Source organism: Paraburkholderia sp. BR14320, from assembly GCF_040948665.1.
Classification (GTDB): Bacteria; Pseudomonadota; Gammaproteobacteria; order Burkholderiales; family Burkholderiaceae; genus Paraburkholderia; species Paraburkholderia youngii.
The window spans coordinates 296,790-310,558 of the sequence record NZ_JBFPKG010000002.1 but is presented as its reverse complement, the minus strand read 5'-3'; the positions used below and the strand labels follow the sequence as shown (position 1 = coordinate 310,558).

The 13,769-nt window shown below is 63.0% G+C and carries 10 protein-coding genes; 3 read left to right on the top strand and 7 right to left on the bottom strand.

What is annotated here, in order from left to right; translation table 11 throughout:
- Positions 1 to 108: 108 nt before the first annotated feature.
- From AB3X89_RS04105 to AB3X89_RS04095, 3 genes are all read right to left on the bottom strand, one after another.
- Complete coding sequence (locus AB3X89_RS04105) at positions 109 to 1,017, bottom strand: peptidyl-prolyl cis-trans isomerase (protein ID WP_368581946.1); 909 nt, start codon at positions 1,015 to 1,017, stop codon at positions 109 to 111.
- A gap of 10 nt (positions 1,018 to 1,027) precedes the next feature.
- The gene (locus AB3X89_RS04100; RefSeq protein WP_368581965.1) at positions 1,028 to 2,740 is read right to left on the bottom strand and encodes a ShlB/FhaC/HecB family hemolysin secretion/activation protein; all 1,713 of its coding nucleotides are present in this window, start codon (positions 2,738 to 2,740) and stop codon (positions 1,028 to 1,030) included.
- 149 nt (positions 2,741 to 2,889) lie between these two features.
- Positions 2,890 to 5,079, bottom strand: a complete 2,190-nt coding sequence (locus AB3X89_RS04095; protein WP_368581945.1) for a filamentous hemagglutinin N-terminal domain-containing protein — start codon at positions 5,077 to 5,079, stop codon at positions 2,890 to 2,892.
- A 683-nt stretch (positions 5,080 to 5,762) separates the two neighbouring features.
- Between AB3X89_RS04095 and AB3X89_RS04090 the strand changes: the two genes are divergently transcribed.
- The 3 genes from AB3X89_RS04090 to AB3X89_RS04080 all read left to right on the top strand — a co-directional run bounded on the left by AB3X89_RS04090 (position 5,763) and on the right by AB3X89_RS04080 (position 8,856).
- Positions 5,763 to 6,602, top strand: a complete 840-nt coding sequence (locus AB3X89_RS04090) for a PadR family transcriptional regulator (RefSeq protein ID WP_368581944.1) — start codon at positions 5,763 to 5,765, stop codon at positions 6,600 to 6,602.
- Between the two features lie 64 nt (positions 6,603 to 6,666).
- Positions 6,667 to 7,503, top strand: coding sequence for a siderophore-interacting protein (locus AB3X89_RS04085; RefSeq protein ID WP_368581943.1), 837 nt, complete (start codon positions 6,667 to 6,669; stop codon positions 7,501 to 7,503).
- A gap of 66 nt (positions 7,504 to 7,569) precedes the next feature.
- Positions 7,570 to 8,856: an MFS transporter gene (locus AB3X89_RS04080; protein WP_368581942.1), complete on the top strand. Its 1,287-nt coding sequence runs from the start codon at positions 7,570 to 7,572 to the stop codon at positions 8,854 to 8,856.
- A gap of 17 nt (positions 8,857 to 8,873) precedes the next feature.
- Here the strand turns inward: AB3X89_RS04080 and AB3X89_RS04075 are convergent, their stop codons facing one another.
- The 4 genes from AB3X89_RS04075 to AB3X89_RS04060 form a co-directional block, all read right to left on the bottom strand.
- Complete coding sequence (locus AB3X89_RS04075) at positions 8,874 to 9,968, bottom strand: AI-2E family transporter (RefSeq protein WP_368581941.1); 1,095 nt, start codon at positions 9,966 to 9,968, stop codon at positions 8,874 to 8,876.
- A gap of 249 nt (positions 9,969 to 10,217) precedes the next feature.
- Complete coding sequence (locus tag AB3X89_RS04070) at positions 10,218 to 10,400, bottom strand: CsbD family protein (RefSeq protein WP_368581940.1); 183 nt, start codon at positions 10,398 to 10,400, stop codon at positions 10,218 to 10,220.
- Between the two features lie 177 nt (positions 10,401 to 10,577).
- Positions 10,578 to 11,858, bottom strand: coding sequence for a hypothetical protein (locus tag AB3X89_RS04065; RefSeq protein WP_368581939.1), 1,281 nt, complete (start codon positions 11,856 to 11,858; stop codon positions 10,578 to 10,580).
- Positions 11,855 to 13,498 (bottom strand): hypothetical protein, encoded by a 1,644-nt coding sequence (locus AB3X89_RS04060; protein ID WP_368581938.1) that lies wholly within the window; start codon positions 13,496 to 13,498, stop codon positions 11,855 to 11,857. Before AB3X89_RS04060 ends, AB3X89_RS04065 begins: the two co-directional genes overlap by 4 nt.
- Between the last annotated feature and the right edge of the window lie 271 nt (positions 13,499 to 13,769).

Here is a 13,769-nt window from a genome sequence, read left to right as displayed (position 1 = left end):
GTTCTTGTACTTCCGGCACTTCTTCTTCGCCGTTCCGGGCGACCAACCCGAAACGGCGTTGCAGCGGTTTCATCCCGTCCGCTGCGCGCTCTGCAAAAGCGAGGTTTTTTATTGCTGCTGAATGCGGGCGTTTTTCATCAGATCGACCACGACCTGTGCCGTGGCTTTCTCCAGCGCGACCTGTTCGAACTGCTTACGCAACGTATCTTTGATCTGGTCGTATTGGGGAATCTGCGTCGGACGCTTTTCGTCGACCCGCAGAATCCAGTACGCGTCGCCGGTTTGCACCGGCGTGCTTGAAACGCCGCCTTGCGGCAACTTGACGAGCGCTTCGGCGAGCGGCTGCGGCCAGTTCTGTGTGTTACCCGGCTGAATTGGCGTCTTGAACGAAATCCAGTTCATTGCGCCGCCTTGTGCCGCGCCCGGGCCCTGGCTGTACTGCTTCGCGAGTTGCGCGAAGTCGGTGCCCTTCTTCAGTTGCGCTAGCACCGTTTGAGCGGTGTCGGCATCTTTCACGGCGATTGCGCTCGGCTTGTATTCGTTGTCACCGAGGGTCGCGACGATCGCGTCGTATTTCGCCTTCACATCGGCATCGGTGACGGGTGTGGGCTTGACCTCATCGCGCAGATACGCAGCGATCATCGCGGCGGTCTTCGCCTGCTCGACGGCGGCCACGACTTGCGGACGCGATTCGTAATGCTGCTTCTCAGCAGCCTGGCGGAACAGTTCACGCGCGATCAGCTGGTTCCTGACTGCCGCGCGCAACGCGGGCGTATCCGGCACGTTCAACGCACGCACGGCCTGGTCGAGTTGGTCCTGCGTAATCACGACGTTGTTGACGCGTGCCACGCCGTTGGCGGGCAACGGACCACCGATGGCATCTGCGGCTTTGTCGGCCGGGGCTTTTGCCTTGGGCCTGTTGGCAGCATGCGCCGCGGGCGGCAAACCGGCTGCAAGACCGATCGTGGCGATCAGCATGGCGTTGCGAATCCTGACTGCGATCGGACGATGTTTCATGTGAACCTCTTTAGAGTGACCAGTTGAGTGTGGCGAGCAGCACGGTGGCTTTTTTCCCCAGCGCCGCGGGTTGGAGCAAGGCCTGACCAAGCAGCACCTCGCTAGTGACGGTTTGTGTTTTGTAGCGCCATTGCGCGCGTGCGCCGATGCCGGTGCCCATGAGCGTCGGCCAGCCGCCCTGCGCGACCAGATGCGATTTGCCGCCGTCGAGAAAGACGTACGGTTCGAGATGCGCGTCGTGCCAGACCGGCACGTTTTGCCACGCGGCCTCGTTGCGCAGATAGAAGCCGCTGTCGCCGGCAATGCCGCCTTCGGTAAAGCCGCGCACGGAACCCATGCCGCCGAGGAAGATCTGCTCGTTGCCGAACATCGCGACATGGCTGTACTGGCCACGCAACATGCCGCGATAGGTCCATTGCATACTAGCCAACGTCCCGAGCGCGACCTGCAGCGTAGCGGTCGCGTCCACTTTGGTGAACTGGCTGTGCGCATCGACTTCGTCGATATCGGGGGCGTCATGGCTCGCGGAGAGCCACGGCAAGCCTTGCGACACACCGATGTCCCACGTCGCGGCCGCGGCCTGATCTTGCGCGACGAAGCGGCGTAAGCCGTTCAAGCCGATACGTAACACCGTGAGGTCCTGCGGCGCCAGGTCGATGCCATTCAGGCTGCGTTCCGTGCGCATTTTGGTGAGCGTCACGTCGACGCTGCTTCGGCCGGCGCGCGAGCGCGTCAGCACATCGTTCCAGCCGAGAATCTGGCTGAATGTGCGGCCCTGGAGCAGCGCCACATCACTGATGGTCTGCTGGTATTCGGAGAGCGACGTCGTGTAGCTAAAGGTCTGATAGCCGTACGGCGCCGCCGCGGAAAACACCACGGCGTTGCTGTCCTGCGTGCCGACGTAGTTGAACGACAACGACTCCTGCAAACCAATTACGTTGTCCGCTTCGACACCGGCGCGGTAGCGCAGCGTGCCGGTTTGCGAGCTGCCGTAGTTGTCGATGCCGATGTCATAGAAAACGCGGTCGCCGTAGTGGTTCGTGATCGCCACCACCGAATCGCCCGGCGTCGCGCCTGGCATGATCTGGATCTCGGCCTGATTGCGGCGCAACCGGTTGATCTGGTCGACGCCCTGTTCGAGATCGGGCAAGCGCAGCACATCGCCCGTACTATCGCCGAAGGCCCATACGGTGCCCGCATCCGTTAGCAGCCCGCCGCCGTGTGTCGTGTACCACGGCTCGTTCGGATCGCGTGGACGCAGCGGTTTTCCGTTCAGCGTGAAGGCCGACACTTTGCCGTCGACGATGTTGATTCTCAGCGTACCGGAGGCGAGATTCTGCGCGCCGAGATATGCACGCGTCGTAATGTAGCCTCGTGCGATGAACGCCTCGGTCACGCGGCGCAACAGCAGGTTGATGCGGTTGCGGCCGAGCTGCTTGCCGATGAACGGCGCGGCGATCCGGTCGAGTTCGCTCGCGCCAAGCACGGTGTCACCGATGAAATCAATGTGGTCGATCTTGAACAGCGGCTCGACGTCGGGCAGCGTTTCGACATCCGCCCCTTCGGGCAGATTGACTACTGTCGGCTGGGGCACTTCGATCTGTGGAGGCGGCTGCTGGATTTCGTTGCGCCGCTGGCGGTCGCGTTGCTCTTGCAGCAACCGTTGCGCCGGGTCCTGTTCGGCCCGGAACGGCACGCCGCCCAATGCCGCCGCATTCGGCATACTCGGCGGCGCTTGCGCGAATCCCCGCGCCGCCGCTGCACCGGCGAGTATCGCCAGCGTGCAACGTCCAAGCCGTGGCTTGTGGCGCTTCACAGCGTGCGGAGTGGTCCGGCTTGTTGCCCAACTCGTGACCATGTCTGAGGCCCACTTCATAGACCGAACCACGACACGAGCCCAAGATGGTTGTGATTGCCGATCGTGACCGGGGCGCGATACGGCACGCGAATGGTATTCACACCGCCCGCGGCGTTGACGCCGCCAGGCGCGCTGAACGAGCCACCTTCAATATCCGCCTCACCGGTTAGCTCAACCTGGCCAGAGCCGCCACTGAACAAACCACCCGTATCAGCCGCGAAGATCGCCGACCACGAGTTGCCGAACCAGGCCTTGAGATCATGCGTACGATTGATCGCGGTGTAGCCGAGTACAGCTTGTGCGAGGGTTTTAGGCGCGTCGAGTTTGAGCGTGCCTTCCGCCGACACCAGACCACCGGTGTTGGTGATCTGCGTGCCGGCTTTCAGCGCGATGTCATTGTTCGCCTGGATCACGCCGCCGTAGCCCTGCACATTGCTCGACGAACTCGAACTGCAGAAGAAGAAGCATGTTTGATGAAACGACGCCTGCCCGGTGAAGATCGCCTGCGTCAGTAACTGGTCACGTGCGGTGATCGAAATGGAGCCGCCAGCGGTCGGATTCTGCGGGTCGATTTGCGCGAGAATCGTGCCGCCGATGTTGTGCACGTTCTGCGCGGCAATGGTCACGTTGCCGGCGTTCGCGCTCAGGTAAGAGAGTTTGTCCGGATCGGCGAGCGCGCCGTAGTCGACGTTGAAACCGTCGTCACGGTGTTCGACGAAAATCAGGCGCCAGCTGCGGTCCGAGTAGCTGACCGGTGCGCCGCCGTTCACACCGCTCGAATGATCGACGATGTTGTCGACATCGCCGCCCGCACTGATCGTCAGATTCTGGTTCGACAAAATGCGCGCGTTCTGATTCGTCACGGAGCCACCGGCCGTCACGGACACATCGCCGCCCCTCCCGAATATCACGGCGAGGGAACTGTCGGGCGTCGACCGGTTCAGCACGTTGCCTGCCGCCTTCAGCGTGACTGCGCCGAGCGATGCGCTGTCCTGAGCGTTCTTCTGCTGGCCTTGTATCAGCGAACCGACGCTGGTGATGTCGCCCGTGCTGGTCAGCACGACACCGCTGGTGGTCGAACCAATAACCGATTGCCCGGCGACGTCCTGCGCCAACGCGATGCCCGCGCCGCTCACGTCGATGCCAGCATTCGCGAGCACGCTGCTGCCCGTGAGGCTCACGGCGCCAGTGGTGGTCAATGTCGCCGAGCCACCCTTCGCCGTCAGCGTCGTATCCGACAGCGTGATGCCGTCCTGCGCCTGCAGATCGAGGTTGTTCGCCGCCGTGAGAGAAGTGTTCAGGAACTGCACCGAGCCGTTCGACGCCAGCGTGAAATCGCCGAGGGTCGCGTTCATTGGCCCCGCGCTGCGCACGCCTGGGCCCTTGTCGGTGACGATCAGCTGCACACGGCCACTCGACAGGCTGCCCGCAGCGGTGATGTCGATCGCGAATGAACTGGCCGTGGCCGCGCTGATGGTCGGACTCAGCGTAAGCCACTCGTTAGAGTTATCGTTGGGCGAAACTGCCGTGTTCAAGGAGACATGGCTGTTGCCTGCCACGGCACGCACGTACGCGGTCGGCGACGAGAAGCTGTTGCTGAGCGCCCCGATGATCTGCACGTTCTTTGCGATCAGATCGAGCCCAATCAGTGCACTCGCCAGTCCCTGCGGACCGACGACGATGGTCCCGGTGTTCGTGTCGAGCAAGATGTCCCGCTCCGGAGGCCCCGCGACCGGAATGGTGTCCTTGAAACTGACCTGTCCAGTGGTGAGCGCAACGCGCCCCGTGTTGACGAAAGACCCGCCATTAACCGTAATGCCGTTCGGATTCGCCAATATCACGTTGGCACGCGAACCAAGCACATCGATTTGACCGCTGATTATGCTGGGATTGGTACTTGTTACCTGATTGACAATCGTTCTGGCATTAATACCCACGTTATTAAGCGTGGCGCCTGCCGCGTCTACGCTGAAATTCGTGTAGGTATTATTTGAAACGCCCGCGAACGCCGGCGCGATATTGACAGTTTGATGGCCATTTGCACTGGTTGAAACGGTGGTTGTAGTTCCGCCATCAACCGATATGCCAACTGCATAAGAACTGTAGGGGACGGCAGTGAGCGCGGCGACAATCAACCTGACTTGCAATCCATATCGACGCGAGCCCCCGTGGCCCGCGCTGCTACTTCGTACGCTGGTCAACATTTTTCTGTTCACGCAACCGGTCGTTGCGGGTTCTCTTTGGTCAATCGGCTACTACGCGCGGTCGTTGCAGTCGCGCTTTTGTGTGACGAATAACGGCAAGAACCGGGTTTTACTTTAGGAATGTCTGGAAAGTTTTATATTACGTTTCGCCTTCATTTACGCACCTATCGTGGGCTCGTAGCAATCGACCAACTGGCCAAGCGCCTTCGATCACGGCGTCATCGGAAGAAAAGCGCAGCGCCGGCGTCGGCCGCGCGCTTCTTCGATGCCGCGGAATTTCGTAGTGAGCAAGTTAAGCCGCAAGTCTGCGCGACGCCCCCAGCGAACCCGAAGGCCGAAAGCCGGCGCTTCAAACACGCGAGCCGGTCGGGTTGAACATGCCCCCAAATTTTGGACAAACGAAGATGCGCCCTGTGCTCCGCGGTGCACATAATCTGCGCGTCATTGTCGTTCTATCAGAATCACCTCCTTCGATAGCAAAGCTCGCGAAAAATTGTGCGTGGCAGACCGAGTTTCGAGATTCCCGCACACTTTGGTGTTCCCGAAACGCAATTTTTGCCTTCCCGCAGACCTTGTTGTGCCCCGATAGGTCTGTGCGCGCGCAGATAAAAAATGATTTGACAGACTATCGTAAGATATATATCTTACGATGCATCTTACGACATTCATGGGAGGCATCCCAGATGCGTCATCCTCATCGTTTTTCCGGTCCGCGCGATGCGCAGAACCGTTGTCACGCGGGCTTCGGCCATCCGCCGCTGCATGCGGGCGACGTCGCCGGCCGCGGCGCTTCCCTCGACCCTCGGCACCGCTTCCTGTTCCACGTTTTGCTTCACGGCTTCGGCCATCATCACGAGCAACGCTTCGGCGGCCGCGGCTCGCGCTTCGGCGGTCATGGCGGCCCCGGCGGCATGGGCGGATACGGTGGTTTCGGCGGCGGCTCGGGCGGCTTCGGCGGCGACGGCGATGGCTTCCCGCGTGGCCGCAAATTCAGCTCCGACGATCTGCAACTGCTGCTGCTATCGCTGATCGACACGCAGCCGAGTCACGGCTACGAACTGATCAAGGCGCTCGAAACCCGCTCGAACGGTTTCTACAGCCCGAGCCCCGGCATGGTCTATCCGGCACTGACCTATCTCGAAGAGCTCGGCTACGTCACCGTGCAGCTCGAAGGCAACCGCAAGCGCTATGAGCTGGCCGATGCGGGCCGCGAATATCTGGCCGCGAACCGCGAGCGCGTCGAACTGATGTTCGCGCGGCTCTCGCATATCGCCCGCAAGATGGATTCGGTGCGCCGCGCGTTGGCCGGCGAAGAGCCGGCCGACGTCAGCGAAGGCGGCTGGGTGCCGGAGCTGAACGAAGCGCGCCGCACGCTGAAGAACGCGCTGCTGCGCCGCGACAACGCGCCGGCCGACGAGCAGCGCCGCATCGCCGCGATCCTGATGCGCGCGGCCAGGGAAATCGAAGGCGGCGGCAACGGCAACAAAGCGAAGACCGGCAACGACAGCGAGCCGACCGTCTGACAACGCGCGCTCGTCCACGAGACAACCCGCGCGTCCTCCCAAACCGAACAGGAGCACCACGCTCATGCAAGAACAACTCACTCGCCCCGACCTCGCCGTGCATCGCGTGCGGCATCCGTTGAAGTTTCGTCTGCTGCAGGTCAAACAGGTGCGCGCGCTGACGCCGCACCTGATTCGCGTGACCTTGACCGGCGACGATCTGCACGACTTCGTGTCAGCGTCGTTCGACGACCACATCAAGGTGTTTTTCCCCGAACCCGGCGCCGACAAACCGACGCTGCCGCAAGCCGGCCCCGACGGCCCGGTGTTCCCCGAAGGCAAGCGGCCGACCGCGCGCGATTTCACGCCGCGCCGTTTCGATCGCGACGCCCGCGAGCTCGACATCGAGTTCGCGCTGCACGACGCAGGCCCCGCGGCGATATGGGCCGCGCAGGCGCAGGTAGGCCAGTATCTGGGCGTCGGCGGCCCGCGCGGCTCGCTGGTGATTCCGACCGGCTTCGGCTGGCATCTGCTGATCGGCGACGACACCGCGCTGCCCGCGATCGCACGACGTCTCGAAGAGTTGCCGGCCGGCACGCGCGTCGCCGCGGTAATCGAGGTCGCCGATCCGTCCGCGCGCATCGAGTTCACGACTGAAGCCGAGCTGCACCTCGTCTGGTGCTATCGCAGCGAAGCCGACACGCAGACCGGCACGCGCGGCGAAGCGCTGTTGCACGCGGTGCGCGATACCTGGCTGCCGGAGAACGGCGAAGGCTACGTGTGGGCCGCCGGCGAGGCGGCGGCGATCCGCGCGGTGCGTCAGCATCTGTGCGGCGAGCGCGGCGTCGACAAAGCGCGGATTCGCGCGGCCAGCTACTGGAAACAGGGTGCGGTCGCGGTCCACGAAACGATCGACGACTGAGCTCCTGCTCGCGTCGCGCGCGGCATCAGCGGCGTACTTCGAACAACAACAAAGGGAAATCAACCGATGTACTCAATCACTGCACGGCACGAACGCCATTTGCTGTGGGTGCTCGCGCTCACGCAGTTCACCATCATCATGGACTTCATGGTGATGATGCCGCTCGGCCCGCAGATCATGAGCGCGTTCCAGATCGCGCCGGCCGCGTTCGCGACGGCGGTGTCCGCGTATTCGTGGTGCTCGGGGCTGTCGGGTCTGTTCGCGGCGACCTATATCGACCGCTTCGACCGCCGCCGTCTGCTGCTCGCCATCTACGCGCTGTTCGTGCTGTCGAACCTTGCGTGCGCGCTCGCTTCGAGTTTCGCGCTGCTGCTCGCCGCGCGCGCATTCGCCGGCATCACGGGCGGCGTGCTCGGCTCCGTGATCATGGCGATCGTCGGCGACGTGATCCCGCTGCAACGGCGCGGCGCCGCGACCGGCACGATCATGACCGCGTTCTCGCTCGCGGCGATCGCCGGCGTGCCGGCCGGCGTGATGCTCGGCGCGCAGTTCGGCTGGGCCGCGCCGTTCTTCCTGCTGGTCGCGTTGTCGCTGCTGGTGTGGTTCGCGGCCTCGCGGCAGGTGCCGTCGCTGGCCGCGCATTTGAGCCGCAGACAGCCGCCGCTCGCGGAAGTGCTGCCCGAGCTGTGGAGGCTCCTGAGCAACCCGCGGCATCTGAATGCGTTCGCGCTGACGTTCGTGATGATGATTGCGCACATGCTGGTGATTCCGTTCATCTCGCCGATGCTGGTCGCCAATCACCGGGTCGCGCCGCGTCAGCTGTCGTGGCTGTATATGGGCGGCGGTGCGGCGACCTTCTTCACGTCGCGGCTCGTCGGCAGGCTCGCCGACCGCTTCGGCACGCAGCGCGTGTTCCGCTGCGCGGCGCTGCTGTCGTTCGTGCCGGTGCTGTTCGTCACGCATCTGCCGGACCTGCCGTTCTATGCGCTCCTGCTGTTCTTCCCGTGCTTCCTCGTGGTGATGAACGGCCGCATGGTGCCGATGCAGGCGCTGCTGACCACGGTCCCCGAGCCCGCCCGACGCGGTGCGTTCCTGAGCGCGAACAGCGCGCTGCAGGCGCTCGGCACGGGCACCGGCGCGTGGCTCGGTGGCCTGATGCTGAGCACGTCGGCCGATGGCCGCATCGCCGGGTATGGAACCGTCGGCTGGACCGCGGTGGCGGTCGCGTGTGCGGCGGTGTTGTGGGTCTCGCGTGTGAAGGCCGCGCCGCGCGAAGCGGGGCCGGCCAGCGACGCTGGCGCGACGATGCCTCGCGCCGCTGGCCTCGAAGCGCGCATCGCCGGAGAAGGTTGACGATGCAAGGCCGCGCGCTACGTCTCGTCGTCGGTGCTGCCGGTCAGCGCGCGCCGCGCGGCCTCGCCCTGCTCGTGCGACGTCGCGTAAAACACGCGCGCCCGGCCAATCACGATTTTTAGCGTCGCGATCACGGGCACCGCGAGAAAGATCCCGGCGACGCCGCCGAGTTGGTCGCCCGCGAGCAGTCCGACGATCACCAGAAACGGACTGACCTCGACGCCTTCGCTCATCAGATACGGATTGAGCACGTAGTCCTGGAACAGCCGGTACAGGCCGATGAAAATCACCAGCCACAAGAGGTGCGGATAGCCGCTGAACACCGCGACCACCAGCGTGATCGCGACTGCCGCCAGCGGCCCCGCGAACGGCACGAATTCGAGCAGCCCCGCGCTGACCGCGAGCAGAAACGCATACGGCACGCCAAGCAGCGAGAACGCGATGCCGTAGCAAAACAGCGTGGCGAGCGACAGGAACAGCAGCGCGCGCACGTACTTCGACAGCAGCACGTTCACATCGTCGACGATCTCGTTCCACAGCACGCGATGCCGCCGGTTCAGCAACGCGAGAAACGCGTCGCGCATCCGTTCGCCGTCCTTGATCAACAGGAAGCTCAGGATCGGTATCAGCACCAGATAGATCAGGTTGCTCGCCGCATGCACGACCCCGAGCCCGAGGCTGCGCGCCAACGGCACGGCCTTGTCGGAGCCGGTCTCGATCTGGCTGCGCAGGAAATCGACGATCCGCTCGCGCAGCGGTTCGAGAAAATGCGGCAACGGCAAACGGTTCGGCACGTCGGTACGTAGCAGCCCGGGCAATTGCGAAAAGAGGCGCGTCGCCTGATCCTGCAATTCCACGCCGAACACCGAGCCGACCACCGCGAGCAGCGCAACCACGACGACGAACACGACCGCGATCGACATCACGCGCGGCACGCGGCGCGGCCTCACGCGTTCGACCAGCGCGACCATCGGGTAGATCAGATAGCTGAAGAACACCGCGAACACGATGACGAGCACCGTCGTCGACGCGACATAGATGACGAAAAACAGCAGCGCGAGCAGAGACGCGGTCCAGACCTTCCTGGCCGCGCCGACGTCGAATCCCAGCATGAAGCGTCCTCGAATGAGCGATGCGGTACCGACGCAAGGAATGCGCCGGCCGACTCTGGACCGTAACAGAAATTTACACGATACGTGTGTCGAATACCGCGCCGCGAGGGCGCGACGCGACGAGCACCGACGGCGTGCGAGGCGCTACGCACGTGGTGCGTCAGTGCACGAATCGCGTGCCTGACTTTGATGCGCCCGAAACCGGGCAGTCCGGATAGGTAACGCTGGGGTACGCGAAACCGCGACGCGCTAGCTCTTCACGCGCTCACGTTCCTCCTGGGCTTCTTCGGCGATCCTCGCCTGGATTCTGCCGGCGATCTTCTCGGCCGCTCCTTCGGCCTGCTTCGCGCGATTGCCGGTGACCTTGCCAATCGCTTCCTTGACGGAGCCCTTGAGCTCCTTCGCTGTACCTTCTTCTCGATTCCTGTCCATGGTGCCTTCCTGCTAGGTTTGACTGTGGAGTTGCCTCTGGCGTTGCAACGAAACAGCCAACGTACGGCGCGACGCGCCTCGTGATGGCGCGGATCCCTTCTGACGAAACGATCCGCGTCGGAGCAACCTGAAAATTCCTAGCATGCGACGTTCCCGATACTCATGCGCCGCGCTTCGTCACTTGACCGTGACGGTGCCCTTCGCGGCGTCGCTGGCGGCATCCTTGCCTTGAGCCGGTTCAGGATGATCGCCTTTCGGGCCGTGAAAGATATGCTGGAATAGTTCCTTGTTCTTTGCGCCATTCAAAAGGTTCCGCAGCGCGGCATCGTCATCCGCGGGCTTGAACGAAAGCACTCGCTTGCGGTAGCGCTCCCTGCGTTCGTCGAGCATGTAGCTCGCCGGTAACGGCAGTTCCCGGCTGCCCACATCGAGATCGATGCCCTCGAAGGTCAGCAGCCCCGCATCGTGATTGATGAAGCACGCGGGAGGCTTGGTCCGGTCGATCACATAGACGCACTGCTTCTGCAGATTGCCGGCCTCCGGCAGCTTGCCACGGAAGATCTTGTCCCGCAGAAAAGTGCACATTTCTTCCCAGCACTCCGCGGTGGATTTTCCCTTCGCGCAAGACCGCAAGATTTCGGCTTTCAGAATGTCCTCTGGCACGGCATAGTAAATCGGATAACCGGCCCTCAGGTAAAGTTGTAGTTGAAACACTTCGTAACAGCGCCCCAACGCATGGATCGACGGTACGAGCAAAGACCTTTCATCCGACTCGTCACCTTCGCTGGGTCCGATCGCCGTCTGGCTGCGAATCGACGGATGGTCCGGCAGCCCTGAATTCTCCGGTTCCGGTTGTCCGCCGCCCCGCAGGATCAGATCGCGAAACAGGATCATCGGCAGGAACGAATGGACGATCAGATCCGTCGACGCCCGGCGTTTGGCGCGCTCGTTCGCATCGGCTTGCGCCGGCAACGAGGGATGCCACTTGCGCGACGAGCGCACGATATCGCCGATCGCCTTCGCCACGCAGATGCCGTTCGGCAGTCCGCCGCCCTCTTCGTCGGCCCAAGTCTGCACCAGATCCCACGGCTCGCCGATCGGCACGCCGAGGAAGTAGAGACCCAGCGACACCGCGGTCAGCAACTCGACATAGAACTGATTCGCCTGATAAGGCGCTGCCGGAATGCCCCGCATCAACTGCGGGTCGGCGAGCAGCTTCTTGCCCGAACCGACCTTGCACAGCGCGCTGGCGCAGGCCTTGAGCCGGTCGACGAGAGCGCGCACGTCGCGATCGGCAAGCGGCGACTGCCCGCCGACCAGATGATGCCTGACCGTCAATGAAATCGGCGTCGTGAAATTCGAGCGGTCCGTGGTTTTTGTCGGCACCACGATGGACATCACCAGGCCGCTGATGATCTCCAGGTCGGCCAGCATCGCATCGATGGAAGTACTCATCATTCGACCTCCGCTGCGATCTCTTTGATCGACGGATCGTGTTGGCCGTCGATCGTCGCCGTCTGCGTCGGCTCGGACGCGGCGATGATCGCCACGGCATACCGGATCAAGCCCTTGCAGCGTGCCGCCAATACTTTCTTGCGAATGCCCGACGGCGCGTCGCCTTCGTTCGCCCACTCCTTGAATCCGAGTCTGTCGAGTATGTGATCCTCGTTCTGTCCGAAGGTGGCGGCGCCGTCCGCTGGTATGGCCTGATGGGCGTCGGTCAGGCAGGTGCAGATGTACTCCTCGGCGGTCGGGCCACGCGCGGCCAGCGTTTGAATTTCCCGCTTGGCCCAGCGTGCGAGCGAGACCGAGATCTCATCCATGTCATGCGTCAGGTTGCGCACCTTGACGTCCCTGCCGCGATCGTCGCCGAGAATCTGATAGACGGTCCGGTCGACCACATGCAGCCACAGCGAGGTCTGCGCAATGCGGATCTTGTGTTCGCACACGAACTCTTTCGAGTCGCCCTCGAGCGCGCGCCGAACGTGCCACAACAGGACGTAATGCCATACGAGGCCGATGAACTTGCCGAAGAAGAGTGCCTTGTCCTGCATCGATTCGTCGTGGAACTCGGGATATTCGAGCGGCGTCACCAGCGTCATCTTCGTGCGCGCGCCTTCCTTCAAGGTCCGATACAGCGTCGCCGCAGGGCTGTTGCAATACTCGTCCCACGACTCGCGCGCCCACCATTGCTTGTCGATATCGAAGAAACGATAGATCGAGAAAATGCCTTTCTCCGACTCGTGAACGTTCGCCGCGCCGCCTTGGGCCTGATGCGCCCCACCCGGCTGCGAACGCTTTCTCTCATCCGCGCGGGACTGGTCGCGGTTTGGGTCGCGATAAGCGTCGTAAATCACGCGAAGACCGTAGCGGGTTCCCATCGCGTTATCGATACTGGCCACCTTGTCGCTGAGTTCCTTGCGGATGGTCTCGAGCACCGCTTCCTGCTCATCGACGAGCTTGCGCTGCTGCTCGAGCGCGGAATAGTGTTCGGCGGCCACGTAGATCGCGGCGAGCGCCAACGCGAGTACGACCGCATCGGTATAGCCCTCCCATATTTCTCCGCCGAACAGCAATACCGCGGGGAAATAGCAGAACACGGGAATCCACCAGCGCGACACGAACCACTTTCGCAGCCTGCCGATTCCCCCCTTCGAACGGGAGATGCTTGCGGGCGCGGGTTCCCCTTCCTCTTGCGCGATGCGTTTGCGCTCTTCGAATTCACGCTCCGCGATCGTCCGAGCCCGCTCTTCCTCGCCACGGCAAATGTGCACGTAGAAAACCAGCAACGTGAAGGCCGTGACCAGCAATGCGAGCAGCCAGCTCTCGCCTATGCTGGTGGCGCGCTCCGCGTCGCTGACTTCCTTCATCACCGCGACGACCTTGTTAAAGCACTCGATGCCGGGAGGAAAGCAATTCGCACCCGGCACGCGATGCGAAAAGGTGAGTACCCAGTAGACGACGCTGCCCGCCGCCACCACCACGCCGCCTAGCGCAGTGAGGACGAGCTTTGTTGCACCGGGGCCCTGCTCGACGCGGGAATCGGGTTTGTCGCCGAAGCTTTTGGAGCGGCGATTCTCATCTGACGGCTTTTCCATACGCATTGCCTCCTGATCCGATCAAGAGCACGAGAATGCGGAAACGGTGACGTGTGAACTCACCGTAGGTCGGAAGAGCGCCCGTGATGAGGGCTGTGAGCAGGCTATGCCAGTCGGGACGGGGCTGAACTCTCTATCTAAGATTGCGCCCAGGTGGATGTCAATTAGCGCGCGCGGTCTGTGTGCGCCAGACCACAATCGGCGCCGGGCGGCTGACGGGTGGAACGTCCGGAGCCGTGATGCCAGGCAGAGCTAAGGCCGCTGGCGCTCC